This window comes from Stenotrophomonas sp. G106K1 (assembly GCF_037969685.1).
Lineage (GTDB): Bacteria > Pseudomonadota > Gammaproteobacteria > Xanthomonadales > Xanthomonadaceae > Stenotrophomonas > Stenotrophomonas lactitubi.
This window is the reverse complement of sequence record NZ_JBBPFR010000003.1, coordinates 219,302-237,506: the sequence shown is the minus strand read 5'-3', so window position 1 is coordinate 237,506 and position 18,205 is coordinate 219,302. Positions and strand designations below refer to the sequence as shown.

Annotated in this window: 15 protein-coding genes; 6 read left to right on the top strand and 9 right to left on the bottom strand. The window is 66.7% G+C overall.

What is annotated here, in order from left to right; genetic code table 11:
- Positions 1–261 precede the first annotated feature (261 nt).
- From WKB25_RS05120 to WKB25_RS05100, 5 genes are read left to right on the top strand one after another with little or no spacing between them, the layout of a single operon-like run.
- On the top strand, positions 262–762 hold the full coding sequence (locus WKB25_RS05120; protein ID WP_340569070.1) for a sigma-70 family RNA polymerase sigma factor: 501 nt from the start codon (positions 262–264) through the stop codon (positions 760–762).
- Positions 759–1,727 (top strand): FecR domain-containing protein, encoded by a 969-nt coding sequence (locus WKB25_RS05115; protein WP_340569068.1) that lies wholly within the window; start codon positions 759–761, stop codon positions 1,725–1,727. Before WKB25_RS05120 ends, WKB25_RS05115 begins: the two co-directional genes overlap by 4 nt.
- Positions 1,728–1,738: 11 nt before the next feature.
- On the top strand, positions 1,739–4,537 hold the full coding sequence (locus WKB25_RS05110; RefSeq protein ID WP_340569067.1) for a TonB-dependent receptor: 2,799 nt from the start codon (positions 1,739–1,741) through the stop codon (positions 4,535–4,537).
- A gap of 45 nt (positions 4,538–4,582) precedes the next feature.
- The gene (locus WKB25_RS05105) at positions 4,583–5,551 is read left to right on the top strand and encodes a hypothetical protein (RefSeq protein ID WP_340569065.1); all 969 of its coding nucleotides are present in this window, start codon (positions 4,583–4,585) and stop codon (positions 5,549–5,551) included.
- Positions 5,548–6,252 carry a hypothetical protein gene (locus tag WKB25_RS05100; RefSeq protein WP_340569063.1) on the top strand — a complete coding sequence of 235 codons (705 nt, stop codon included), beginning with the start codon at positions 5,548–5,550 and terminating at the stop codon, positions 6,250–6,252. The genes WKB25_RS05105 and WKB25_RS05100 overlap by 4 nt, the downstream gene beginning before the upstream one ends.
- Before the next feature lie 80 nt (positions 6,253–6,332).
- Here WKB25_RS05100 and WKB25_RS05095 read toward each other — a convergent pair whose 3' ends face one another.
- The 7 genes from WKB25_RS05095 to murJ all read right to left on the bottom strand — a co-directional run bounded on the left by WKB25_RS05095 (position 6,333) and on the right by murJ (position 16,426).
- On the bottom strand, positions 6,333–6,998 hold the full coding sequence (locus tag WKB25_RS05095) for a lysoplasmalogenase (protein ID WP_340569062.1): 666 nt from the start codon (positions 6,996–6,998) through the stop codon (positions 6,333–6,335).
- Positions 6,995–8,878 (bottom strand): peptidase M61, encoded by a 1,884-nt coding sequence (locus tag WKB25_RS05090; RefSeq protein ID WP_340569060.1) that lies wholly within the window; start codon positions 8,876–8,878, stop codon positions 6,995–6,997. The genes WKB25_RS05095 and WKB25_RS05090 overlap by 4 nt, the downstream gene beginning before the upstream one ends.
- A gap of 590 nt (positions 8,879–9,468) precedes the next feature.
- The gene (gene ispH / locus WKB25_RS05085) at positions 9,469–10,419 is read right to left on the bottom strand and encodes a 4-hydroxy-3-methylbut-2-enyl diphosphate reductase (protein ID WP_340569059.1); all 951 of its coding nucleotides are present in this window, start codon (positions 10,417–10,419) and stop codon (positions 9,469–9,471) included.
- A 27-nt stretch (positions 10,420–10,446) separates the two neighbouring features.
- Positions 10,447–10,971, bottom strand: coding sequence for a signal peptidase II (gene lspA / locus WKB25_RS05080; RefSeq protein WP_100551860.1), 525 nt, complete (start codon positions 10,969–10,971; stop codon positions 10,447–10,449).
- Positions 10,971–13,802: an isoleucine--tRNA ligase gene (gene ileS, locus WKB25_RS05075; protein WP_340569057.1), complete on the bottom strand. Its 2,832-nt coding sequence runs from the start codon at positions 13,800–13,802 to the stop codon at positions 10,971–10,973. Before ileS ends, lspA begins: the two co-directional genes overlap by 1 nt.
- On the bottom strand, positions 13,799–14,746 hold the full coding sequence (locus WKB25_RS05070; protein ID WP_340569056.1) for a bifunctional riboflavin kinase/FAD synthetase: 948 nt from the start codon (positions 14,744–14,746) through the stop codon (positions 13,799–13,801). Before WKB25_RS05070 ends, ileS begins: the two co-directional genes overlap by 4 nt.
- A 75-nt stretch (positions 14,747–14,821) precedes the next feature.
- Positions 14,822–16,426, bottom strand: coding sequence for a murein biosynthesis integral membrane protein MurJ (gene murJ / locus WKB25_RS05065; RefSeq protein WP_340569137.1), 1,605 nt, complete (start codon positions 16,424–16,426; stop codon positions 14,822–14,824).
- A 116-nt stretch (positions 16,427–16,542) separates the two neighbouring features.
- Between murJ and rpsT the strand changes: the two genes are divergently transcribed.
- The gene (rpsT, locus tag WKB25_RS05060; RefSeq protein WP_025873851.1) at positions 16,543–16,812 is read left to right on the top strand and encodes a 30S ribosomal protein S20; all 270 of its coding nucleotides are present in this window, start codon (positions 16,543–16,545) and stop codon (positions 16,810–16,812) included.
- Between the two features lie 178 nt (positions 16,813–16,990).
- On the opposite strand, the gene obgE is transcribed toward rpsT, so the two are convergent.
- The gene (obgE, locus tag WKB25_RS05055; RefSeq protein ID WP_340569054.1) at positions 16,991–18,046 is read right to left on the bottom strand and encodes a GTPase ObgE; all 1,056 of its coding nucleotides are present in this window, start codon (positions 18,044–18,046) and stop codon (positions 16,991–16,993) included.
- The gene (locus WKB25_RS05050; protein WP_157804331.1) at positions 18,043–18,180 is read right to left on the bottom strand and encodes a hypothetical protein; all 138 of its coding nucleotides are present in this window, start codon (positions 18,178–18,180) and stop codon (positions 18,043–18,045) included. Before WKB25_RS05050 ends, obgE begins: the two co-directional genes overlap by 4 nt.
- Positions 18,181–18,205: the final 25 nt, after the last annotated feature.

Below are 18,205 nucleotides of genomic sequence, written 5' to 3'. Positions count from 1 at the left end.
CTCTCTCTCCGCCCGCACCACGCGGGTCGAAAGCAGAACGCAGCAGCAGGGCGGACGCCCCCAGTCGACGACGAGGAAAAAAATGAATGCATTCACAATGGAAATGCAGAAGAAGCGTGGGCTTCCCCATCCGGTCACCGTCGCGTAAAACTCGGTGACGCGTCCGTCATCGTCGTCCGAGGCCCTCCCCTGTCCGCGCCCTCCCCTTTGCTCCGTCCTGCGCCGGAACTGCCCGGGGTTCCGGATGCCTTCATCGCATTCGTGCGCGAGGAACGTGCGCCGCTATGCGCTTTCCTGCGCGCCCGCGGTGTCGGCCCCGAGGATGCCGAGGACATCGCCCAGGACTGCATGGAGCGCCTGATCCGCTACCGTGCACACGGCACCGAGGAACTGCGGCTGCTGCTGTACCGCATCGCCCGCAACCGCCTGGCAGACCGCGGGCGCTCGCCACAATCGCGCAACCACCTGTCGCTGACCGAACGCGACGGCAACGAAGAAGCCGCCAGTGCTTCTCCTGATCCGCTGCGTCAGGCAGAATCCGGGCAGATGCTCGCCCTGCTGCGCCAGGCACTGTTCAAGCTTCCCGAACGTGCCCGCGAGGTGTACCTGCTCAACCGCATCACCGGGATGAGCTATGCACAGATCGCCCGGCATTGCGGCATTACCGCCAAGACCGTGGAAAAACACATCGCCCGTGCATTGCAGGGCCTGCGCAAGGAGCTGGGCCCCGATCCTCTCCACAATGATGGAGATACCGAATGATCCGCAACGACAACAGGGATGACACGTTGCTTTTTGAACACGCAAGCGCCTGGGTAGCCCGGCTGGACGCCCCCGACTGCAGCCCCGAAGAGCGTCAATCCTTCGAGGACTGGCTGGCCGAGGATCCCGCGCACGTCAGCGCATGGGTACAGGCCGAGAAGCTGCACCAGCGCAGTGCCGGCCTGGCCGGCGACCCGTGGCTGCGCACCGCCGCCGCACGCGCGGCACGCAGGCCGCAGCGGCGTTGGCTGCCAAGTGTGGCCGCCGCTGCCGGCGTGTGCCTGGCCGTTGGCCTGGGCTGGATGCTGTACACCGATGGCAATCCCACACCCCTGACCTATGCCAACGCCAGCCTGCTGCCGCAGCAGCGCACACTGGCCGATGGCAGCATCGCCATGCTCGACGCCGGCACTACGCTCACCGCACGCTTCGGCTGGCGCAAGCGCGAACTGGCGCTGGAACACGGCCGCATCCAGCTGCAGGTCGAACCGTCATCGCGCTCGCTGCGGGTGCAGGCCGGTGGCAGTTCGATCCGCGATATCGGCACCACCTTCCAGGTTGAGCGCCTGGCTGACGGCCGGGTCGAGGTCGCGCTGCTGGAAGGCGTGGTGGAAGTCACCAGTGGCAGGGCGCAGCACACGCTCTCACCGGGCCAGCAGCTGCAGGTCCTGGCCTCCGGCAAGATCCAGCCGGGCCCGCAGCTGTCCTCGACCGCCGCCGCCGAGGGCTGGCCACAGGGCAGGTTGGTGTTCGACGCCACGCCCCTGGCCACCGTGGTCGAACGCATGAACCGCTATGGCAGCACGCCACTGGTGGTCGCCGACCCGGACATCGCCGACCTCGCGGTCAGCGGCACCTTCCGCGCAGGCGATGCGCATGAACTGCTTTCCGCCCTGGAACTGGGGTGGTCCATTGCTGGCCAGCCGCGCTCGGATGGCGCGCTGGAACTGCGCCGCACCTACTGAGGCGGCGGCCGATGCCGGCGCCGGGTGTGCTTCGTTGGGACGTGCTGCGCTGGGGCCTGCTGCAGGCCCTGCTGTGCGTTGTGCTGGTGCCGGGTGTGACAGCCGCAACAGGCGCTGCCGAGGCAGTCACGCAGGTCGATTACCGTATCGCTCCCGGTGCCCTGCCACCGGCCCTGCAGCAATGGGCACGCCAGAGTGGCATCGCCCTGGTGTTCGACACACGTGAGCTGACCGACCTGCGCACCGGCGGCGTCGCCGGCTCGCTGGCGCCGGCCGCCGCACTGAAGCAGCTTGTCGCCGGCATGCCGGTGAACATCCTGCAGACCCCCAGCGGCGGATTCGTGGTGCGCCGGCATGCTGCGCCAGCCGACGTGGTCGCGCAGCCGGTGCGGCGGCCACCGCCGCCGGCGCCAGCGAAGCCGGTGCAGGTGGAACTGGCGCCGATCCATGTCACCGGCAGCCGGTTGCCGCGCACCTCCGTGCAGACCACGCTGCCGGTAACGGTGATCGATCGCGAGGACATCCTGCGCAGCGGCTACGGCACGTTGTTCGACCTGTTGCGCCACCTGCCCGGCATGAACGGTCACCCGCCACTGAGCACCTCGCGCAGTGGCGATTCGCTGTACCTGCCGGTCGGCGCGGCCGCCACCACCAGCCTGGACGGCATGGGCCCACGCGCGACCCTGTTCCTGGTCAATGGCCGGCGCCTGCCGCGCTATCCGATGGTCTCGCTGGAAGAAGGCGGGCTGACCGATCTGGGCGGCATTCCGCTCAGCTTCGTCGAGCGCATCGAGCTGGTGCGCGGCGGTGCCTCGGCCATCTACGGCGCCGATGCGATGTCCGGCGTGGTCAACATCATCCTGCGTGACCAGGCCGAGGGACCGGAAGCTACGCTGCAGTCGGGTGTCAGCAGCCGTGGCGACGGCGATCAGTACCGGCTGCAGGCGGCAACGGGTGGCGTGCGCGAAGGCGGCGATCGCTGGTTCGCCGGCATCGACCTGCATCGCCTGCAGCATGTGGCCGGTGACCAGCGCGACTGGCATGCGGAAACCTCGCTGTACCCGATCGGGCTGATCATGGCCAATGGCGATTACTATCCGGCCACGCAGTGCCATCCGCCGCTGCAGCGCGAAGACGACGGCTGCTGGTTCGACAACGCACGCCCGCGCTCGCTGCAGCCGGCATCGGAAACACTGTCCGGCTACCTGCGTTATCGCCATGAACGCGGTGACGGACGCTACGCCTATGTGGAAGCACGCGCCAGCCACAACCGCCAGCGGTTTGAACTGGGCCCGACCGCCGTCGCCCTCAATTTCAACCGTGGCGCGATCCTCAACGTGGTGCTGCAGGAAGGCGGCGAAGTGCGCCCGCGCGTGCATGCCACCGAAGGCGACATCAGTTTCGGCATGGGCCGTGAGCGCGCCGGCCGCAACTGGGATGCCGGCCTCAGCGCGCAGCGCAGCCAGGTGCACCTGCGCACCGAAGGCACCGTGCGCAGCGAGCGCCTGCTGGAAGCCGCACGAACGCTGGATTTCCTACCCGGCTTTTCCACCCTGCCGCCAGGGCTGGCAGAGGAACTGTTCCCAGCCATCCACAACCGCGGACGTACCGAACAGTGGCAGGGCTGGTGGGGCATGCAGCGCACCCTGATGACACTGCCCGGTGGTGCAGCACAACTGGCCACCGGCATCGACCTGCGCCGCGAGCGTTGGACGTCGCTGCCTGATCCGCTGCTGGGCAAGGGCGAGCTGGCGCTGGGCCTGCCGATGGAGCAGCGCCGGCTGACGCGGCAGAGCAACGCCGCCTACGCCGAACTGGGCCTGCCGTTGGCGCCGACGCTGCGCCTGGACGTGGCCGCGCGGCTGGACCGCGATGGCAGTGACACCGCGTTCTCGCCGCGTGCCGGCCTGCGCTGGAGCCCGAGCCCGCACTGGTCGTTCCTGCTGGCCAGTGGCCGCGGCTACCGCGCGCCCAGCATCTTCGAGCGACGACGACCGCCGGGCTACTTCGGCCTGTATCCCCTGCCGGCATCGGCGTCCCTGCCGCCGTGCGCGCGCCCGCTGCGTGGTGGTGGCTGCGCGGTGGAAGTAGAGGTGGTGGAGAACGATGCGCTGAAAGCCGAGACTTCGCGCAGCCACTCGCTGGCTGCCAGCTGGACTCCGAGCGATGCGTTCTCGCTGTCGCTGACCCACAACATCGTCGAACTGCGCAACGAGATCCTCGCCCTGCAACCCAGCGATGCACTGTGGAATCCCGGTACCTGGGAGCTGGATGAGCAGGGCCGCCTGCGTGATCTTCGCCTGTCATTCGACAACATCGGCCGCACCACCTCGCGCAACTGGGTATTGCGTGGCGAGTACCGGGTGGATGCCGGCCGCAACGGGCAGTGGCTGTTCTCGCTGGATGCATTGAAACAGCAGGAACTGCGTCGTGATCGCAGCCATGGCGAATCGGTGGATCTGCGCGGGCACGCCACGCCGGCAAACGCGGGCATTCTCAACGTGCAGTGGCAGAACCCGTCCTGGGACATCGCGCTGCGTGGCAATCGCGTCGGTCGCACCCGCGCATGGCTGGCCGGCGAGGCGTGCGCGCAGGAGCAGCATGACCAGCGCCGCTGCATGAACCCCGCGCAGCTGCGCTGGAACCTGCACCTGGCGCGCCGGCTGAGCCCACGCGTGATTGCCGCACTGGACGTGCACAACCTGCTTGGTACGCAGCCGGTGAACCATCTGGTCGGCAGCGGCGGGCAGATGCCGGGGCTGGACGATCCGCTGGGGCGCTACTTCCTGCTGACCCTGCAATTCCGCTGAGCGTAGTACCCTACGCCGCCTGTTCCACGGCGTCGAAGGCGAGTCATGAAAGCCTACCTCTGGTTCCTGGGCGCGCTCATGTTGTTCTTCGCGCTGCCCTTCCCCTGCCTGATCTACTTCGGCACCAGCTGGCCACTGGAGGTGGGCGAGCGCAGCGCGCCAGGGCTGGCACTGGGCCTGCTGGCGGCGTCGCTCGCGCTGTGGCTGGTGCTGCTGTACGCCTTCCTGCATTACCTGCTGCTGGCGCCACCGCGTGCATTGCAACGCGTGCGCAGCATCCTCGCCGACGGCGAGCCACGCAGCGCGCGCATCGAGCAGGCCGAACAGACCGGTGTGCAGGTGCGTGGCTTCTCGCAGTGGCGGCTGCAATTGGCCTTCGACAATCTGTCCGGCACGCCGATCACCGAAACGCTTGTCGTGGTCGACAGCAAGCCACAGCTGCAGCGTTTTGCCGTGGGCAGACAGGTGGGTGTGCTGCTCAGCCGCACGCCGGGCACTTCTCCCAATCTGATGCTGGAAGGAGCGCAACCGGAACTGGACAGCGCCAGCCTGTGGCGCCGCGCGATCGGTGGCCTGGTCGGCATCGTCGGGGTCGCTGCCGCGTACGTCATGGCCTACCGGCTGCAAAGCGATGGCATGGGTTGGACGTTCCTGGGTTTCGGTCATCCACTGCTGGTCTGCCCGCTGGTGCTGTGCAGCTACCTGATCGGCCTGCGCCTGCTCGCGCGACTGCTGGCCGGCACACTGCAGATCGACGCGCGCGCTGAAGCCCTCAAGTACCGCGGCATCGCTGCCGAAGCGCGGGTGCTCGACGTGCGCCAGACCGGTACCTACGTCAACGAACAACCGCAGGTGGAGTTCCAGCTGGAATATCTCGACCGCGAGGGCAACGTGCAGCACGCCAGCGTGCGCCGCTTCGTTGCGCTGCTCGAACTGGCCAACGTTCCACGTGGGCAGGTCGACATCCTGTACGACGCGGATGATCGCCGTAGCGTGCGCATGGAGCACGCGTGAAGCGGCCCGTGTCCACACCGCTGGTGTTCGCTGGAGTAGTGCTGGCCCTGGCCGGTGTCGCCACGGCAGGCGGCGCATTGCAGACCGTCAACGCGACCCTGCGTAGCGCTGCATCGACCACGCCTGCAGATGCAACGCAGCAACACCCCTGGGAACAACCGTTGCGCACCACGGCCATCGCCACGCCACGGGCGGCGCCCGAACCGGTGCAGGTGCCCGGGCGCACGCGGCCGAACCTGCTGCTCGACGCTGAGCGCCTGCAGGCTGCACGGCAGGCGCTGGAGGCAATGCCCGGACTGGCCGGCAAACGGCTGGTCGTCTTCCACAGCATCCACTTCCATGACGACGGCCGCATCGACATCGATCTGGTGGATCCACAGCAGCCGGACCACGTGGATGCTTACCACTACCAACGCGGGCAGTGGCGCAAGGGCGATGCGGTGAACCCGCAACAGTTCGCGCCGACCATCACCCTGCGCCGCAGCAGCACCGCACTGGCCAACATCGATTTCGATGCCGTGCCACGGGTGACGCAGGCCCTGCAGCAACAGCGCAATGCACTGATGCGTACACCCGCCGACGTCGGCCATGTGTATGTGGTCATCCGCAAGGGCGGCAAGCTGGTGTGGTTGCCGGATGAAGTGGCCGGCGACCGCCAGACCGTGCGCCTGCGCTACGATGCCAAGGGCAACCTGCAGTAGATAGAGGGGACGGAGGGGATCAAGTCGCACGTGGCTCAACGAGAGCAGCAGCGACTCAATCCCCTCCGTCCCCTTTTCTGCTATCTCACCGAGCGGGCGATGGCGTACTGCGCGGCGTAATAGGTGGACAGCACCAGCAGGCTGGCCATCGGCAGGCCGCCGCCGAAGCGATCCCATGCCAGCAATGAATCGCTGGCCACGAACAGCAGTGCGCCACCGGCGGCCCAACGCGCGCTGCCTGCTTCCAGCGCATCGGCGTGCGGCCACTTCCAGTAACGCGCCAGTGCCAGCACTGCCATGGCGGCCAGCACCACGACGTAGGCCAACACCGGAATGCGCATCGGCAGCGGCAGATGCGGCCACAGGCCGGCCACGTTGATCGAAGCGAATGCGGCAAGCAGCACGAACGCTGAGGGCAATCCGCGGCCCGCGCGCAGGCCGGCACGGAACGCGGCGATGTAGCAAAGATGCGCAAGCAGGAAGGCAACCAGCCCCGGCACGAACGCGTCGACCGGCAGCATCAACGCGATATCGCCCACGCAGGACAGCAGCATGCCGGCCAGCACCGCGCGCCGGTAGAACGCATCCGCCACCGGCCGCGCCTGCCAGGCGATGGCAGCGATCAGCAGCGTGGTTGCCGGCTTGGCCAACCAGTGCAGCCAACGCCCGTCGCCGTCCAGGTAGGCGCCGACGATGGCCAGCACGGCCACCACCAGGATCACCCCATCACGCGTGCGCAGCTTCATCGCGCCTTCCACAGCTCTGCAAGGCGGTCAGGGCGGCCGGCGATGCGTTCCAGCACCGGATACTGCAGGCCGCCGTGGTAGTCGATTTTCATCGTGTCGATGCGGTCGAACTGTTTGACCAGCAGTGTAATCGGCGCCTTGTCGGTGGCCGCTGCAGCCACCGCGTCCTTCAGGCGCTGGCTGCTGTACTCGCGACCGCCAATGGCGATTACCTTCATGCCCGGCGCCAGGCCTGCGTTGAACGCCGGGCTGTCCCAGACCACATCGCCGACCACGCCACTGTCGAGCACCGTCGCGCCCAGCGAATAGGCCAGCAGCGCCGCCTTTGCGCGCTTTTCCTGTGCCTTGTAGGCCTCGTTTGGCGCATCACGGTAGACCAGCTTCCAACCCGCCAGTTCCAGGCCGCCGGTCAGCGATCCGTGCCCGTCCAGGCGCTGGCGCAGGAAGCTCGCCCAATCGTACGGCGCGATGCCGTTGAGGGTCGCCACCACGTCATCGAAGGTGTATGGATTGACGTCCCAATCACCGTTGCCGACGCCAAAGAACGCACGCGCGAAATCATCCAGGCTGCGACGGTTGCCGGTCAGCCCCCGCAGCTTGCCCTCCACCTCCAGCCACAGCATCTGCCCGCCGGAGTAGTAGTCCTCGCTCATCTGGTAGTTGCGGTACGGCAGCGTGCGACGCTGGGCGATGGTCGGGTCGTTGGTGGTGTCCTGCAGCGGACGCCAGGCCAGGCCCGGGCGGCCGCGGTCATAGGTTGCCGCGACGTTCGCCAGCATGTCGCGCGCCTGCTCAGTGGTCCACAGACCGGAACGCGCGGCCAGCACCTGGCCCCAGAACTGGGTCTGGCCTTCGTACACCCACAGCAGGCTGTCGCCCATCGGTGTATTGAAGTTGGCCGTGGCCAGGTCGGCACCGCGACGGTACTTGCCGTTCCAGGAATGGGTGTACTCATGCGGCAGCAGGTCACGCATCCAGGCATTGCTGTCCCACTCGGTGAAATACCCCGGGTCGGCGCTGTTTTCGCTGGAACGATGGTGCTCCAGCCCGATGCCGCCGAGACGATCGGTCAGGGCAAGCAGGAATTCGTAGTGATCGTAGTGGCGCGCGCCGTACAGCTTGTCGGCCTGCTGCACCAGCGCGCGATGCGCCTTCAGCTGCGCGTCGGTTGGCTTCAGCGATTTGGCATCGTCGGCGAACACGTTCAGGTGCACAGGCGCCTTTGCACCGGGATCGAGGTCGATGCGCTGGTGATGCTCGCCGGCAAACAACGGCGAGTCGACCAGGTGGTCATAGGAGATCGGCTTGAACACCACGGTGTCGCCATCGCGGCGCGCGGTCTCCAGCGCGGTGGCATAGGCCCAGCCCTTGGGCAGCGTCACGCTCGCCTGCGCCTGCAGGTTGCGCGCGTCCACGCCGGCCGGATACAGCGAATTGGCGTTCCACTGCAGGTTGAGCATTTCCGGGGTCATCACCACCCGCCCCTGGCTTCCACCCTGCGAAGACAGGAAATCGAAGTGGGCGACGATCTCGCTCACCCCCGCCGGCACCTCCACCTTGAACGCGTACACGTTGAACTGGTCACGCTGCCAGGCCAACGGCTTGCCGTTGGCGGTCACCCGCAGGCCGGCCAGCTTGTCGATAGGGCCGGTGGGTGAATGGTTGCCGGGAATCCACTGCGGGTACAGCAGGGTCAGCGGGCCGGGCCTGGCCGGCACGGTGGCGGTCACCTTGAAGATGCGCCGGGCCAGGTCGCGCGCGTCGACATCGATGCGCAGCAGGCCCGGGGCGGCGGCATCACCCGGTGGCGGGGTCTGCGCCAGCGCGGGCGTGCCCACCAGCGCGAACAGCACGGACATCACCAGGGCACGGGTTTTCATCGGCAACTTCCAGCAGCGAAGGATTTCCCGATGCTAGGCCTGTGCGGTGCCGAGCCCCATGGCCGAAGGTCATGGTTGCTAGTGCATCGACCTGATGCAGCAAAGCCTCACCGCAGCGATGTCGAGGGCGGACCGCATCCCGAAGCCGTGCGAACCAAGGTTCGCACCCACCAGATGCACCATCGCAATAAACCGGAAGCCCCACCGGTAGATCCACGCCATGCGTGGATGGCGTGCATCCCGAAGCCGTGCGAACCAAGGTTCGCACCCACCAGATGCACCATCGCAATAAACCGGAAGCCCCACCGATAGATCCACACCATGCGTGGATAACGTGCATCCCGAAGCCGTGCGAACCAAGGTTCGCACCCACCAGATGCACCATCGCAATAAACCGGAAGCCCCACCGGTAGATCCACGCCATGCGCGGATGGCGTGCATCCCGAAGCCGTGCGAACCAAGGTTCGCACCCACCAGATGCACCATCGCAATAAACCGGAAGCCCCACCGGTAGATCTACGCCATGCGTGGATGGCGTGCATCCCGAAGCCGTGCGAACCAAGGTTCGCACCCACCCATAGCGCTATTGGTCAGTCGACCAGGCGCAGGCGCAGTTCCTTCGGCAGCGCGAACACCATCGATTCCGGCTCGCCGTCCAGCTCACCGATACCGGAAGCCCCCAACTCGGCCAGACGCGCCAGCACGCCATCAACCAGCACCTGCGGCGCCGACGCACCGGCCGTCACGCCGATATGCTGCTTGCCCACCACCCAGGCCGGGTCGATCTCGTGCGCACCATCGATCAGGTAGCTCTCCACGCCTTCACGGCGGGCCAGCTCACTCAGACGGTTGGAATTGGAGCTGTTCGGCGAACCGACCACCAGCACCAGGTCGCAGCGCTTGGCCAGGTCGCGCACGGCGTCCTGGCGGTTCTGCGTGGCGTAGCAGATGTCGTCGTTCTTCGGCCCCTGCATCGCCGGGAAGCGCGCGCGCATGGCTTCGATGATGCCGCGCGTATCGTCCACCGACAGCGTGGTCTGGGTGGTGTACGCGAAGTTCTCCGGCTGGTTGATGTGCAGCGTGGCCACCTGCTCCACGTCCTCGACCAGGTAGATCTGGCCGGTGCCCGCTTCGCGGTTCCACTGGCCCATCGTGCCTTCCACTTCCGGATGGCCGGCATGGCCGATCAGCACCACGTCACGGCCGGCGCGGCAGTGGCGGGCGACTTCGAAATGGACCTTGGTCACCAGCGGACAGGTGGCGTCGAACACCTTCAGGCCACGACGCTCGGCTTCCTGACGCACGGCCTGGGAAACACCATGGGCGCTGAAGATGACGGTGTTGTTGTCCGGCACTTCGTCGAGTTCTTCGACGAAGATCGCGCCGCGCTGCTTCAGGTCATCGACCACGAAGCGGTTGTGCACCACTTCATGGCGGACATAGATGGGCGCGCCGAGCGTTTCGATTGCGCGCTTGACGATCTCGATCGCACGATCGACACCGGCACAGAAACCACGCGGGTTGGCGAGCAGCACATCCATCAGTTCAGTCTCCCGGCAGCGGCCGGCTTACGGTTTCGGATTGGCATTATCCGCCTTTTTGGCGGACTTGCCGTCGAACAGGCCGAACAGGGCGATGCCTACGGCACCCACCACGATGGCCGAATCGGCGATGTTGAACGACGGCCAGACATGCTCGCCGACGTACCACTGGATGAAATCCACCACGTGGCCATGCACCTGGCGGTCGATCACGTTGCCGATCGCACCGCCGATGATCAGCGCATAAGGCACGGCGGCCTTCCAGTTGCCACGGGCGGTAGCGCGCAGCCACCAGGCCATCAGGCCGCTGATGGCGATCGCCAGCACGGTGAAGAAATGCTTCTGCCAGCCACCGGCGTCGCTCAGGAAGCTGAACGCTGCACCGGTGTTGTAGGTGCGGTACCAGTTCCAGAAGCCGTCGATGACCACCACCGGCTGGAACTCCGGCAGGCTCGACAGCACCCAGGCCTTCGACCACTGGTCCAGGCCGATGATGACTGCCGACAGCAGCAGCCAGATCAGTGCGTTCGGATGCGGGCGCGGGGCGGCCATCAGAACCAGCTCCGCACTTCGCCGGCACCGGCGATGTTGGTCACGCAGCGGCCGCACAGTTCCGGGTGGTCGGCATTGCTGCCAACGTCGGCACGGTGGTGCCAGCAGCGCACGCACTTGGACTTCTGCGTCGGCTGGGCGCTGACGAACACCTCGTCGGTGGTCGCCGGGCGCACCTGCACGTCACCGCTGATGAACAGGAAACGCAGTTCATCGGCCAGCGGCTGCCAGCGCGCGGCCTGCTCTTCGCTGGCGGCGATGGTGATCTCCGCTTCCAGCGCGGCACCGATCGCACCATTGGCGCGCATCGGCTCCAGCACCTTGGCCACCTGTTCGCGCACGGCCAGCAGCTGGTCGAAGTCTGCAGCGTTGAGCTGTGCATCGGCCGGCAGCGGCGCCAGGCCCTCGTACCAGGTGGTGAACAGCACATGGCCGGCACGATCGCCCGGCAGGTAGCCCCACAGCTCGTCGGCGGTGAAGGTCAGGATCGGCGCCACCCAGCGGGTGAACGCTTCGGCGATGTGGTACATCGCGCTCTGCGCCGAACGACGACCATCCGAATCGGTCGGCATCGTATACAGGCGGTCCTTGGTCACGTCCAGGTACAGCGAGCCCAGGTCCACGCTGCAGAAGTTCAGCAGCAGCTGCACGATCTCGGCCATGTCGTAGTTGTCATACGCCGCCTTGATCTTCTCCTGCAGCTCCCAGGCGCGGTGCACGATCCAGCGGTCCAGCGCGACCATCTCGTTGAGCGGACGCAGGTGCTGGGCCGGATCGAAACCATCCAGGTTGCCCAGCAGGAAGCGGGCGGTGTTGCGCAGGCGGCGGTAGGCGTCGGCGGTGCGCTTGAGGATTTCCTGCGACAGCGACATCTCGTTGCTGTAGTCGGCCGAGGCAATCCACAGGCGCAGGATGTCCGCGCCCAGCTTGTTCATGATTTCCTGCGGTTCGATGCCGTTGCCCAGCGACTTGGACATCTTGCGGCCGTGCTCGTCCACGGTGAAACCGTGGGTGAGGCACTGCTTGTACGGCGCGCGCTTGTCGATGGCCACGCCGGTCAGCAGCGAGGACTGGAACCAGCCGCGATGCTGGTCGGAGCCTTCCAGGTACAGGTCGGCCGGCTTGCCGAAGCCACGCGCAGCCAGCACCGCTTCATGGGTCACGCCGGAATCGAACCAGACATCGAGGATGTCGGTGACCTTCTCGTAGTCGGCCGCTTCGGCGCCCAGCAGTTCGGCCGCGTCCAGCGAGTACCACACGTCGATGCCTTCGGCCTGGACGCGGTCGGCGACCTGCTGCATCAGCTCCACCGAACGCGGGTGGATCTCGCCGGTCTGGCGGTGGGTGAACAGCGCGATCGGCACGCCCCAGGTGCGCTGGCGCGAGATCGTCCAGTCCGGGCGGCCGTCGATCATGCTCTGGATGCGCGCCTTGCCCCAGCTCGGGAACCAGCCGACGGTATCGATCGCGGCCAGCGCATCGTTGCGCAGGTTGGCCTTGTCCATCGAAATGAACCACTGCGGGGTGGCGCGGAACACCACCGGCGTCTTGTGCCGCCAGCAGTGCGGGTAGCTGTGGCGGATCTCGACGAAGGCCAGCAGTGCGCCGCTGTCGCGCAGCACCTGCACGATCGCCTCCTGCGCCTTCCACAGGTGCTGGCCCGCCAGCACCACGTCGCCTGCAGGCGGGGTCGATTCCAGGTATACGCCACGGCCGTCGATCGGCGTGATCTGACCGGCGTTGTACTTGTCCAGCAGGCCGTACATCTGGCTGACCACGTAGTCTTCCTGGCCGTGGCCGGGGGCGGTGTGCACCGCACCGGTACCGTCCTCGTCGGACACGTGTTCGCCGTTGAGCACGGGGATCTCGCGCTCCGGGTAGAACGGGTGCGCCAGCAGCTGGTTGTCCAGCGCCGAACCTTCGGCTTCACCGTGCAGCACCACCGCGTCCACGCCGTAGCGCTGCAGCGAGCGCTCGGCCAGCGCAGCAGCCAGCACCAGCCAACGGCGCTTGCCGTTGTGCGCCGGGCCTTCGGCCAGCACGTAGCGGATGTCCGCGCCCAGCGACACCGCCAGCGAAGCCGGCAGCGTCCACGGGGTGGTGGTCCAGATCGGCACGGCCACTTCGACATCCGCCGGCAGGCTGACACCGAACGCCTGCGCCACCGCCTGCGCATCGCGCGCGGCGTAGGCCACGTCGATCGCCGGCGAGGTCTTCTCGTGGTACTCGATCTCGGCCTCGGCCAGCGCCGAGCCGCAGTCGAAGCACCAGTACACCGGCTTGGCACCGCGCAGCAGATGGCCGTTGGCCACGATCTTGGACAGCGCACGGATCTCGTTGGCCTCGAAATCGAAGCTCAGGGTCTTGTACGGGTTGTCCCAGTCGCCGGTGACGCCCAGGCGCTTGAAGTCGGCACGCTGGATGTCGATCTGTTCTTCGGCGAACTCGCGGCACTTCTGCCGGAACTCGACCGCATCGAGCTTCACCCCGACCTTGCCCCACTTCTTTTCCACCGCGATTTCGATCGGCAGGCCATGGCAGTCCCAGCCCGGCACGTAGGGCGCATCGAAGCCGGCCAGGTAGCGCGACTTGACGATGATGTCCTTGAGGATCTTGTTGACCGCGTGGCCCAGGTGGATGCGCGCATTGGCGTACGGCGGGCCGTCATGCAGCACGAACAGCGGGCGGCCGGCGGCGTTGTCGCGCAGCTGCTGGTAGAGCCCCTGCTCTTCCCAGCGCGCCAGAATGCCCGGCTCGCGCTTGGGCAGGTCGCCGCGCATCGGGAATTCGGTGGCCGGCAGGTTGAGGGTGGTCTTGTAGTCCTGGCTCACGCAGTGGCTCGCAATCTATGTTCGGAAAGGATGGCACGCGCCTGTTCGGCGTCGCGGTGCATCTGGTCGGTCAGCGCCGCCAGATCGTTGAATTTCTCTTCATCACGCAGCTTGGCGACGAATTCCACTTCGATGTGGCGCCCGTACAGGTCGCCCTGGAAATCGAACAGGTGCGCTTCCAGCAGCGGCTCCACGCCGTCCACGGTGGGCCGGGTACCGAAACTGGACACCGACGGCCACGGCTGGTCGAACACCCCATGCACCCAGGTCGCGTAGATGCCCGACAGCGCCGGGGTCTTCGGGAACCGCAGGTTGGCAGTGGGGAAGCCCAGCCTACGGCCGAGCTGGCGCCCGCGCACCACTCGCCCGCTGATCGAGTAGGGACGCCCCAGCAGGTCGCCGACGCGGGCGAAGTCGCCTTCCTGCAGCAGCTGGCGGATCCGGGTACTGGAGATGCGATCACCATGCAGGTCGACCGCTTCGATTTCGCCGGCGCTGAAACCGAGCTCGGCGCCCAGCGCCTGCAGCAGGGCCAGATCGCCACGGCGACGGTTGCCGAAACAGAACTCCGGCCCGATCCAGACCTCGCGGGCGTTCAGGCGCTGGGCCAGCAGCTGGCGTACGAACGCCTCGGCCGGCATTGCCGCCATCGCCGCGTCGAAGCGCAGCAGGCCGATCGCATCGACCCCCAGTTCGTGCAGGATCTCGACCTTGCTGCGGGCCAGGGTCAACCGCGGCGGCGGCGTGCCCTGGGCAAAGAACTCACGCGGCAGGGGCTCGAAGGCCACCGCCACCGCAGCCACACCCAACGCGCGCGCGCGCGCGACCGCGTGCCGCACCAGCGCACGATGGCCCAGGTGGAGGCCGTCGAATGCACCGATGCAGACCACGCTTCCGTTGGGGAACAGCTCCCCGCCCTCGACGCTTCTGAACAGCCTGCTCATCAACTCTCGTTCCGGCCGGCCCAAGCCCGCCGTTTCAATGGTGTAACCCTGAAGTATAGCCGCCGGGAGCCACGATCAATGCCCACGCAGGTCGCGCGGACGGAAGCCCATCGCCACCATCGCCAGCAGATAGGTCAGACCGCCACCGCCGACCAGCAGGCCGAGGGCGCCGATCCGCTCCCACACGCCCATCGACGAAAAGCCCGGCAGCCAGTACAGCAGGGCCAGCAGCACGCCGACCATCGCCGCACACGCCAGCAGCAGCCGCAGCAGGTAGCCGCCCCAGCCCGGACGCCGCTGGTAGACATCGGTCTTGCCCAGCCAGTACCAGAGCAGCCCCAGGTTCAGGTAACTGGACAGTGCGCTGGCAATGCCCAGCGCCAGGTGCAGGCCGGGCTGCTTGCCGAGGGCGGCCATCACCCCCTGCGCCTTCAGTTCATCGGGCACCATCACCTGGTACAGCACCGCCAGCAGGGCGAAGTTGAACACCATGTTGGCCACCAGCGCGGCGACACCGGCACGCACCGGCGTTCTGGTGTCCTGGCGCGCGTAGAACGCCGGCAGCACCACCTTCAGCAGCGCAAAAGCCGGCAGGCCGAAGCTCAGGCCGTACACCGACAGCGCCGTCATGCGGGTGTCGAAGGCGGTGAACTGGCCGTGCTGGAAGATCGTGGAGATCAGCGGCTCGGCCAGCAGCAGCAGGCCGAGCATGGCCGGCACCGAGATCAGCAGGGTCATGCGCAGGCCCCAGTCCAGCGAGCGCGAGAAGCCTTCGCGGTCGGTGCTGACATGGTGCCGGGCCAGCGCCGGCAGGATCACCGTGCCCAAGGCCACGCCGAACACACCCAGCGGCAGTTCCAGGAAGCGATCGGCCAGCGACAGCCAGGACTGCGAACCATCGGTCAGCTTGGCGGCGATGACGGTATCCAGCAGCAGGTTGATCTGCGCCACCGATGAGCCGAACAGGGTCGGCACCATCAGCGTCATCACCTTGCGCACGCCCGGATGGTTCCAGCCCCAGCGCGGCAGGGTCAGCAGGTCGATGCCCTTCAACGAAGGCAGCTGGAACAGCAGCTGCAGCAGGCCGGCGGCCAGCACGGCCCAGCCCAGCGCGAGGATCTGCTTTTCCGGGGTACCTCCCAGCCGCGGCGCCAGCCACAGCGCGCCGGCGATCATGCACAGGTTGAGGATGACCGGCGTCAGCGCCGGCATCGCGAAGCGCTGGAAACTGTTCAGCGCACCGCCGGCCAGGGCGGTCAGCGAGACGAACAGCAGGAACGGGAAGGTCAGGCGGAACAGGTCGATCAGCAGGCCCTGCTTGGCAGGGTCGGTGTCGACGCCACTTGCGAAGACCGACGCCAGCTGCGGCGCGAAGATCAGCGCCAGCGCGGTGACCAGCATCAGCACGCCGCCCAGGGTGCCGGCGGTGCGCGCCATCAGTTCACGCAGCTCGGCATGGCTGCGGGTTTCCTTCACCTCGGTGAACACCGGCACGAAGGCGGTGGCAAAGGAGCCCTCGGCGAACAGCCGGCGCAGGAAATTGGGTATCCTGAAGGCGACCCAGAAAGCATCGGTGATGGCGTTGGTGCCGAAGGTCGAGGTCACCACCTGGTCCCGGACCAGGCCGAGAACCCGCGAGACCATGGTCATGCTGCTGAACGACAGCAGGCCCCGCAACATCTTGGGTGAACTCACTCAACGTCCCTCTTGACAATCGACTTGACGTACATTTCTTACGCCATCATACTAGCTAGCTTGCTGTTCCCATAACACCGATTTTTCAGGAAACCACCACCGTGGCCAATATCAAGTCCGCCAAGAAGCGCGCCAAGCAGACCGTCGTGCGCAACGCGCGCAACGTGGCTCAGCGCTCGATGCTGCGCACCGCTGTCAAGAAAGTGATCAAGGCGCTGGACGCCAACGATGCCGCCGGCGCCCAAGCCGCCTTCGCCGTTGCCCAGCCGATCCTGGATCGTTTCAGCGCGCGTGGCCTGATCCACAAGAACAAGGCTGCTCGCCACAAGAGCCGCCTGAACGACCGCATCAAGGCCCTCCAGGCCGCCTGATCCGGTTGGTTGCTGGAGCCCCGGCTCCGGCAGCACGCAAAAGCCCGGCTTCGGCCGGGTTTTTTGTTGCCTGCAGTTTCCGCTTCTGCAGAGCCGAGCCCATGCTCGGCTTTACAGAAGAGCGGCACCCACAAAAAACCCGGCCGAAGCCGGGTTTTTTGCGCGAACCACAACGGCATTACTGCGCGTTGCGGGCCGCCTCGAGCTCGTCTTCCTTCTGGCGATCGAAGAACGCCATGATCCGGCTCATGATCGGGAAGGTGCCTTCACGACCCAGTGCGGACACCAGGAACCACGGCTCCTTCCAGCCCAGCTCGGCAACGATCTTCTCGGCGGCGGCCTTGGCCTCGTCCTCGAACATCAGGTCGGCCTTGTTCAGCACCAGCCAGCGCGGCTTGGCCAGCAGCTCCGGATCGTGCTTTTCCAGTTCGCGCTCGATGGCACGCACCTGCTCGACCGGGGAAACACCTTCCACACCACCTTCCATCGGCGAAATGTCGACGAGATGCAGCAGCAGCCGGGTGCGCTGCAGGTGGCGCAGGAACTGCGCACCCAGGCCGGCACCGTCGGCAGCACCTTCGATCAGGCCTGGAATATCGGCGATCACGAAGCTACGGTAGTTCTCCACCTTCACCACACCCAGGTTCGGGTACAGCGTGGTGAACGGGTAATCGGCCACCTTCGGCGTCGCCGCCGAGACGGCGCGGATCAGGGTGCTCTTGCCGGCATTGGGGAAGCCCAGCAGGCCGACGTCGGCCAGCAGCTTCAACTCCAGCTTCAGCGTGCGCTCTTCACCCGGCTCACCCGGCAGCGCCTGGCGCGGCGAGCGGTTGGTGGAGCTCTTGAAATGCATGTTGCCGAGGCCGCCACGGCCGCCCTTGGCCACCAGCAGGCGGTCGCCATGCTGGGTCAGGTCGCCGATGATTTCATCGGTGGCCACGTTGATGATCACGGTGCCGACCGGCACGGTGATGATCATGTCCTCGCCGCCCTTGCCATAGGCCTGGCGGCCCATGCCGTTCTCGCCGCGCTGCGCCTTGAAGATGCGGTCATGGCGGAAGTCGACCAGGGTGTTGAGGTTTTCGTCGGCGCGGATCCACACGCTGCCGCCCGCACCGCCGTCGCCGCCGTCCGGGCCGCCGAGCGGAATGAACTTCTCGCGACGGAAGCCAATGCAGCCGTTGCCGCCGTTGCCGGCGAACACTTCGATTTCTGCTTCGTCTACCAGTTTCATTGTTTCGATGCCTGCGATGGGCGCGGCATGCACGCCGCCACCTTGATGTAGTGCCGGCCGCTGGCCGACAACCGGGCGATGCCCGTTTTACCATTGATTCCAACGAAAAGCCCCGCCGAAGCGGGGCTCTTCATGCAGCGAGCTCTTCATCCAGCACGG

Coding starts and splice junctions, on each gene's coding strand:
- WKB25_RS05095 (WP_340569062.1), bottom strand. CDS start 6,998: ATGAAGCTGCGCACGCGTGATGGGGTGATCCTGGTGGTGGCCGTGCTG.
- WKB25_RS05105 (WP_340569065.1), top strand. CDS start 4,583: ATGAAAGCCTACCTCTGGTTCCTGGGCGCGCTCATGTTGTTCTTCGCG.
- obgE (WP_340569054.1), bottom strand. CDS start 18,046: ATGAAACTGGTAGACGAAGCAGAAATCGAAGTGTTCGCCGGCAACGGC.
- WKB25_RS05050 (WP_157804331.1), bottom strand. CDS start 18,180: ATGAAGAGCCCCGCTTCGGCGGGGCTTTTCGTTGGAATCAATGGTAAA.
- ispH (WP_340569059.1), bottom strand. CDS start 10,419: ATGGATGTGCTGCTCGCCAACCCGCGTGGTTTCTGTGCCGGTGTCGAT.
- WKB25_RS05115 (WP_340569068.1), top strand. CDS start 759: ATGATCCGCAACGACAACAGGGATGACACGTTGCTTTTTGAACACGCA.
- WKB25_RS05090 (WP_340569060.1), bottom strand. CDS start 8,878: ATGAAAACCCGTGCCCTGGTGATGTCCGTGCTGTTCGCGCTGGTGGGC.
- murJ (WP_340569137.1), bottom strand. CDS start 16,426: ATGTTGCGGGGCCTGCTGTCGTTCAGCAGCATGACCATGGTCTCGCGG.
- lspA (WP_100551860.1), bottom strand. CDS start 10,971: ATGGCCGCCCCGCGCCCGCATCCGAACGCACTGATCTGGCTGCTGCTG.
- WKB25_RS05070 (WP_340569056.1), bottom strand. CDS start 14,746: ATGAGCAGGCTGTTCAGAAGCGTCGAGGGCGGGGAGCTGTTCCCCAAC.
- WKB25_RS05110 (WP_340569067.1), top strand. CDS start 1,739: ATGCCGGCGCCGGGTGTGCTTCGTTGGGACGTGCTGCGCTGGGGCCTG.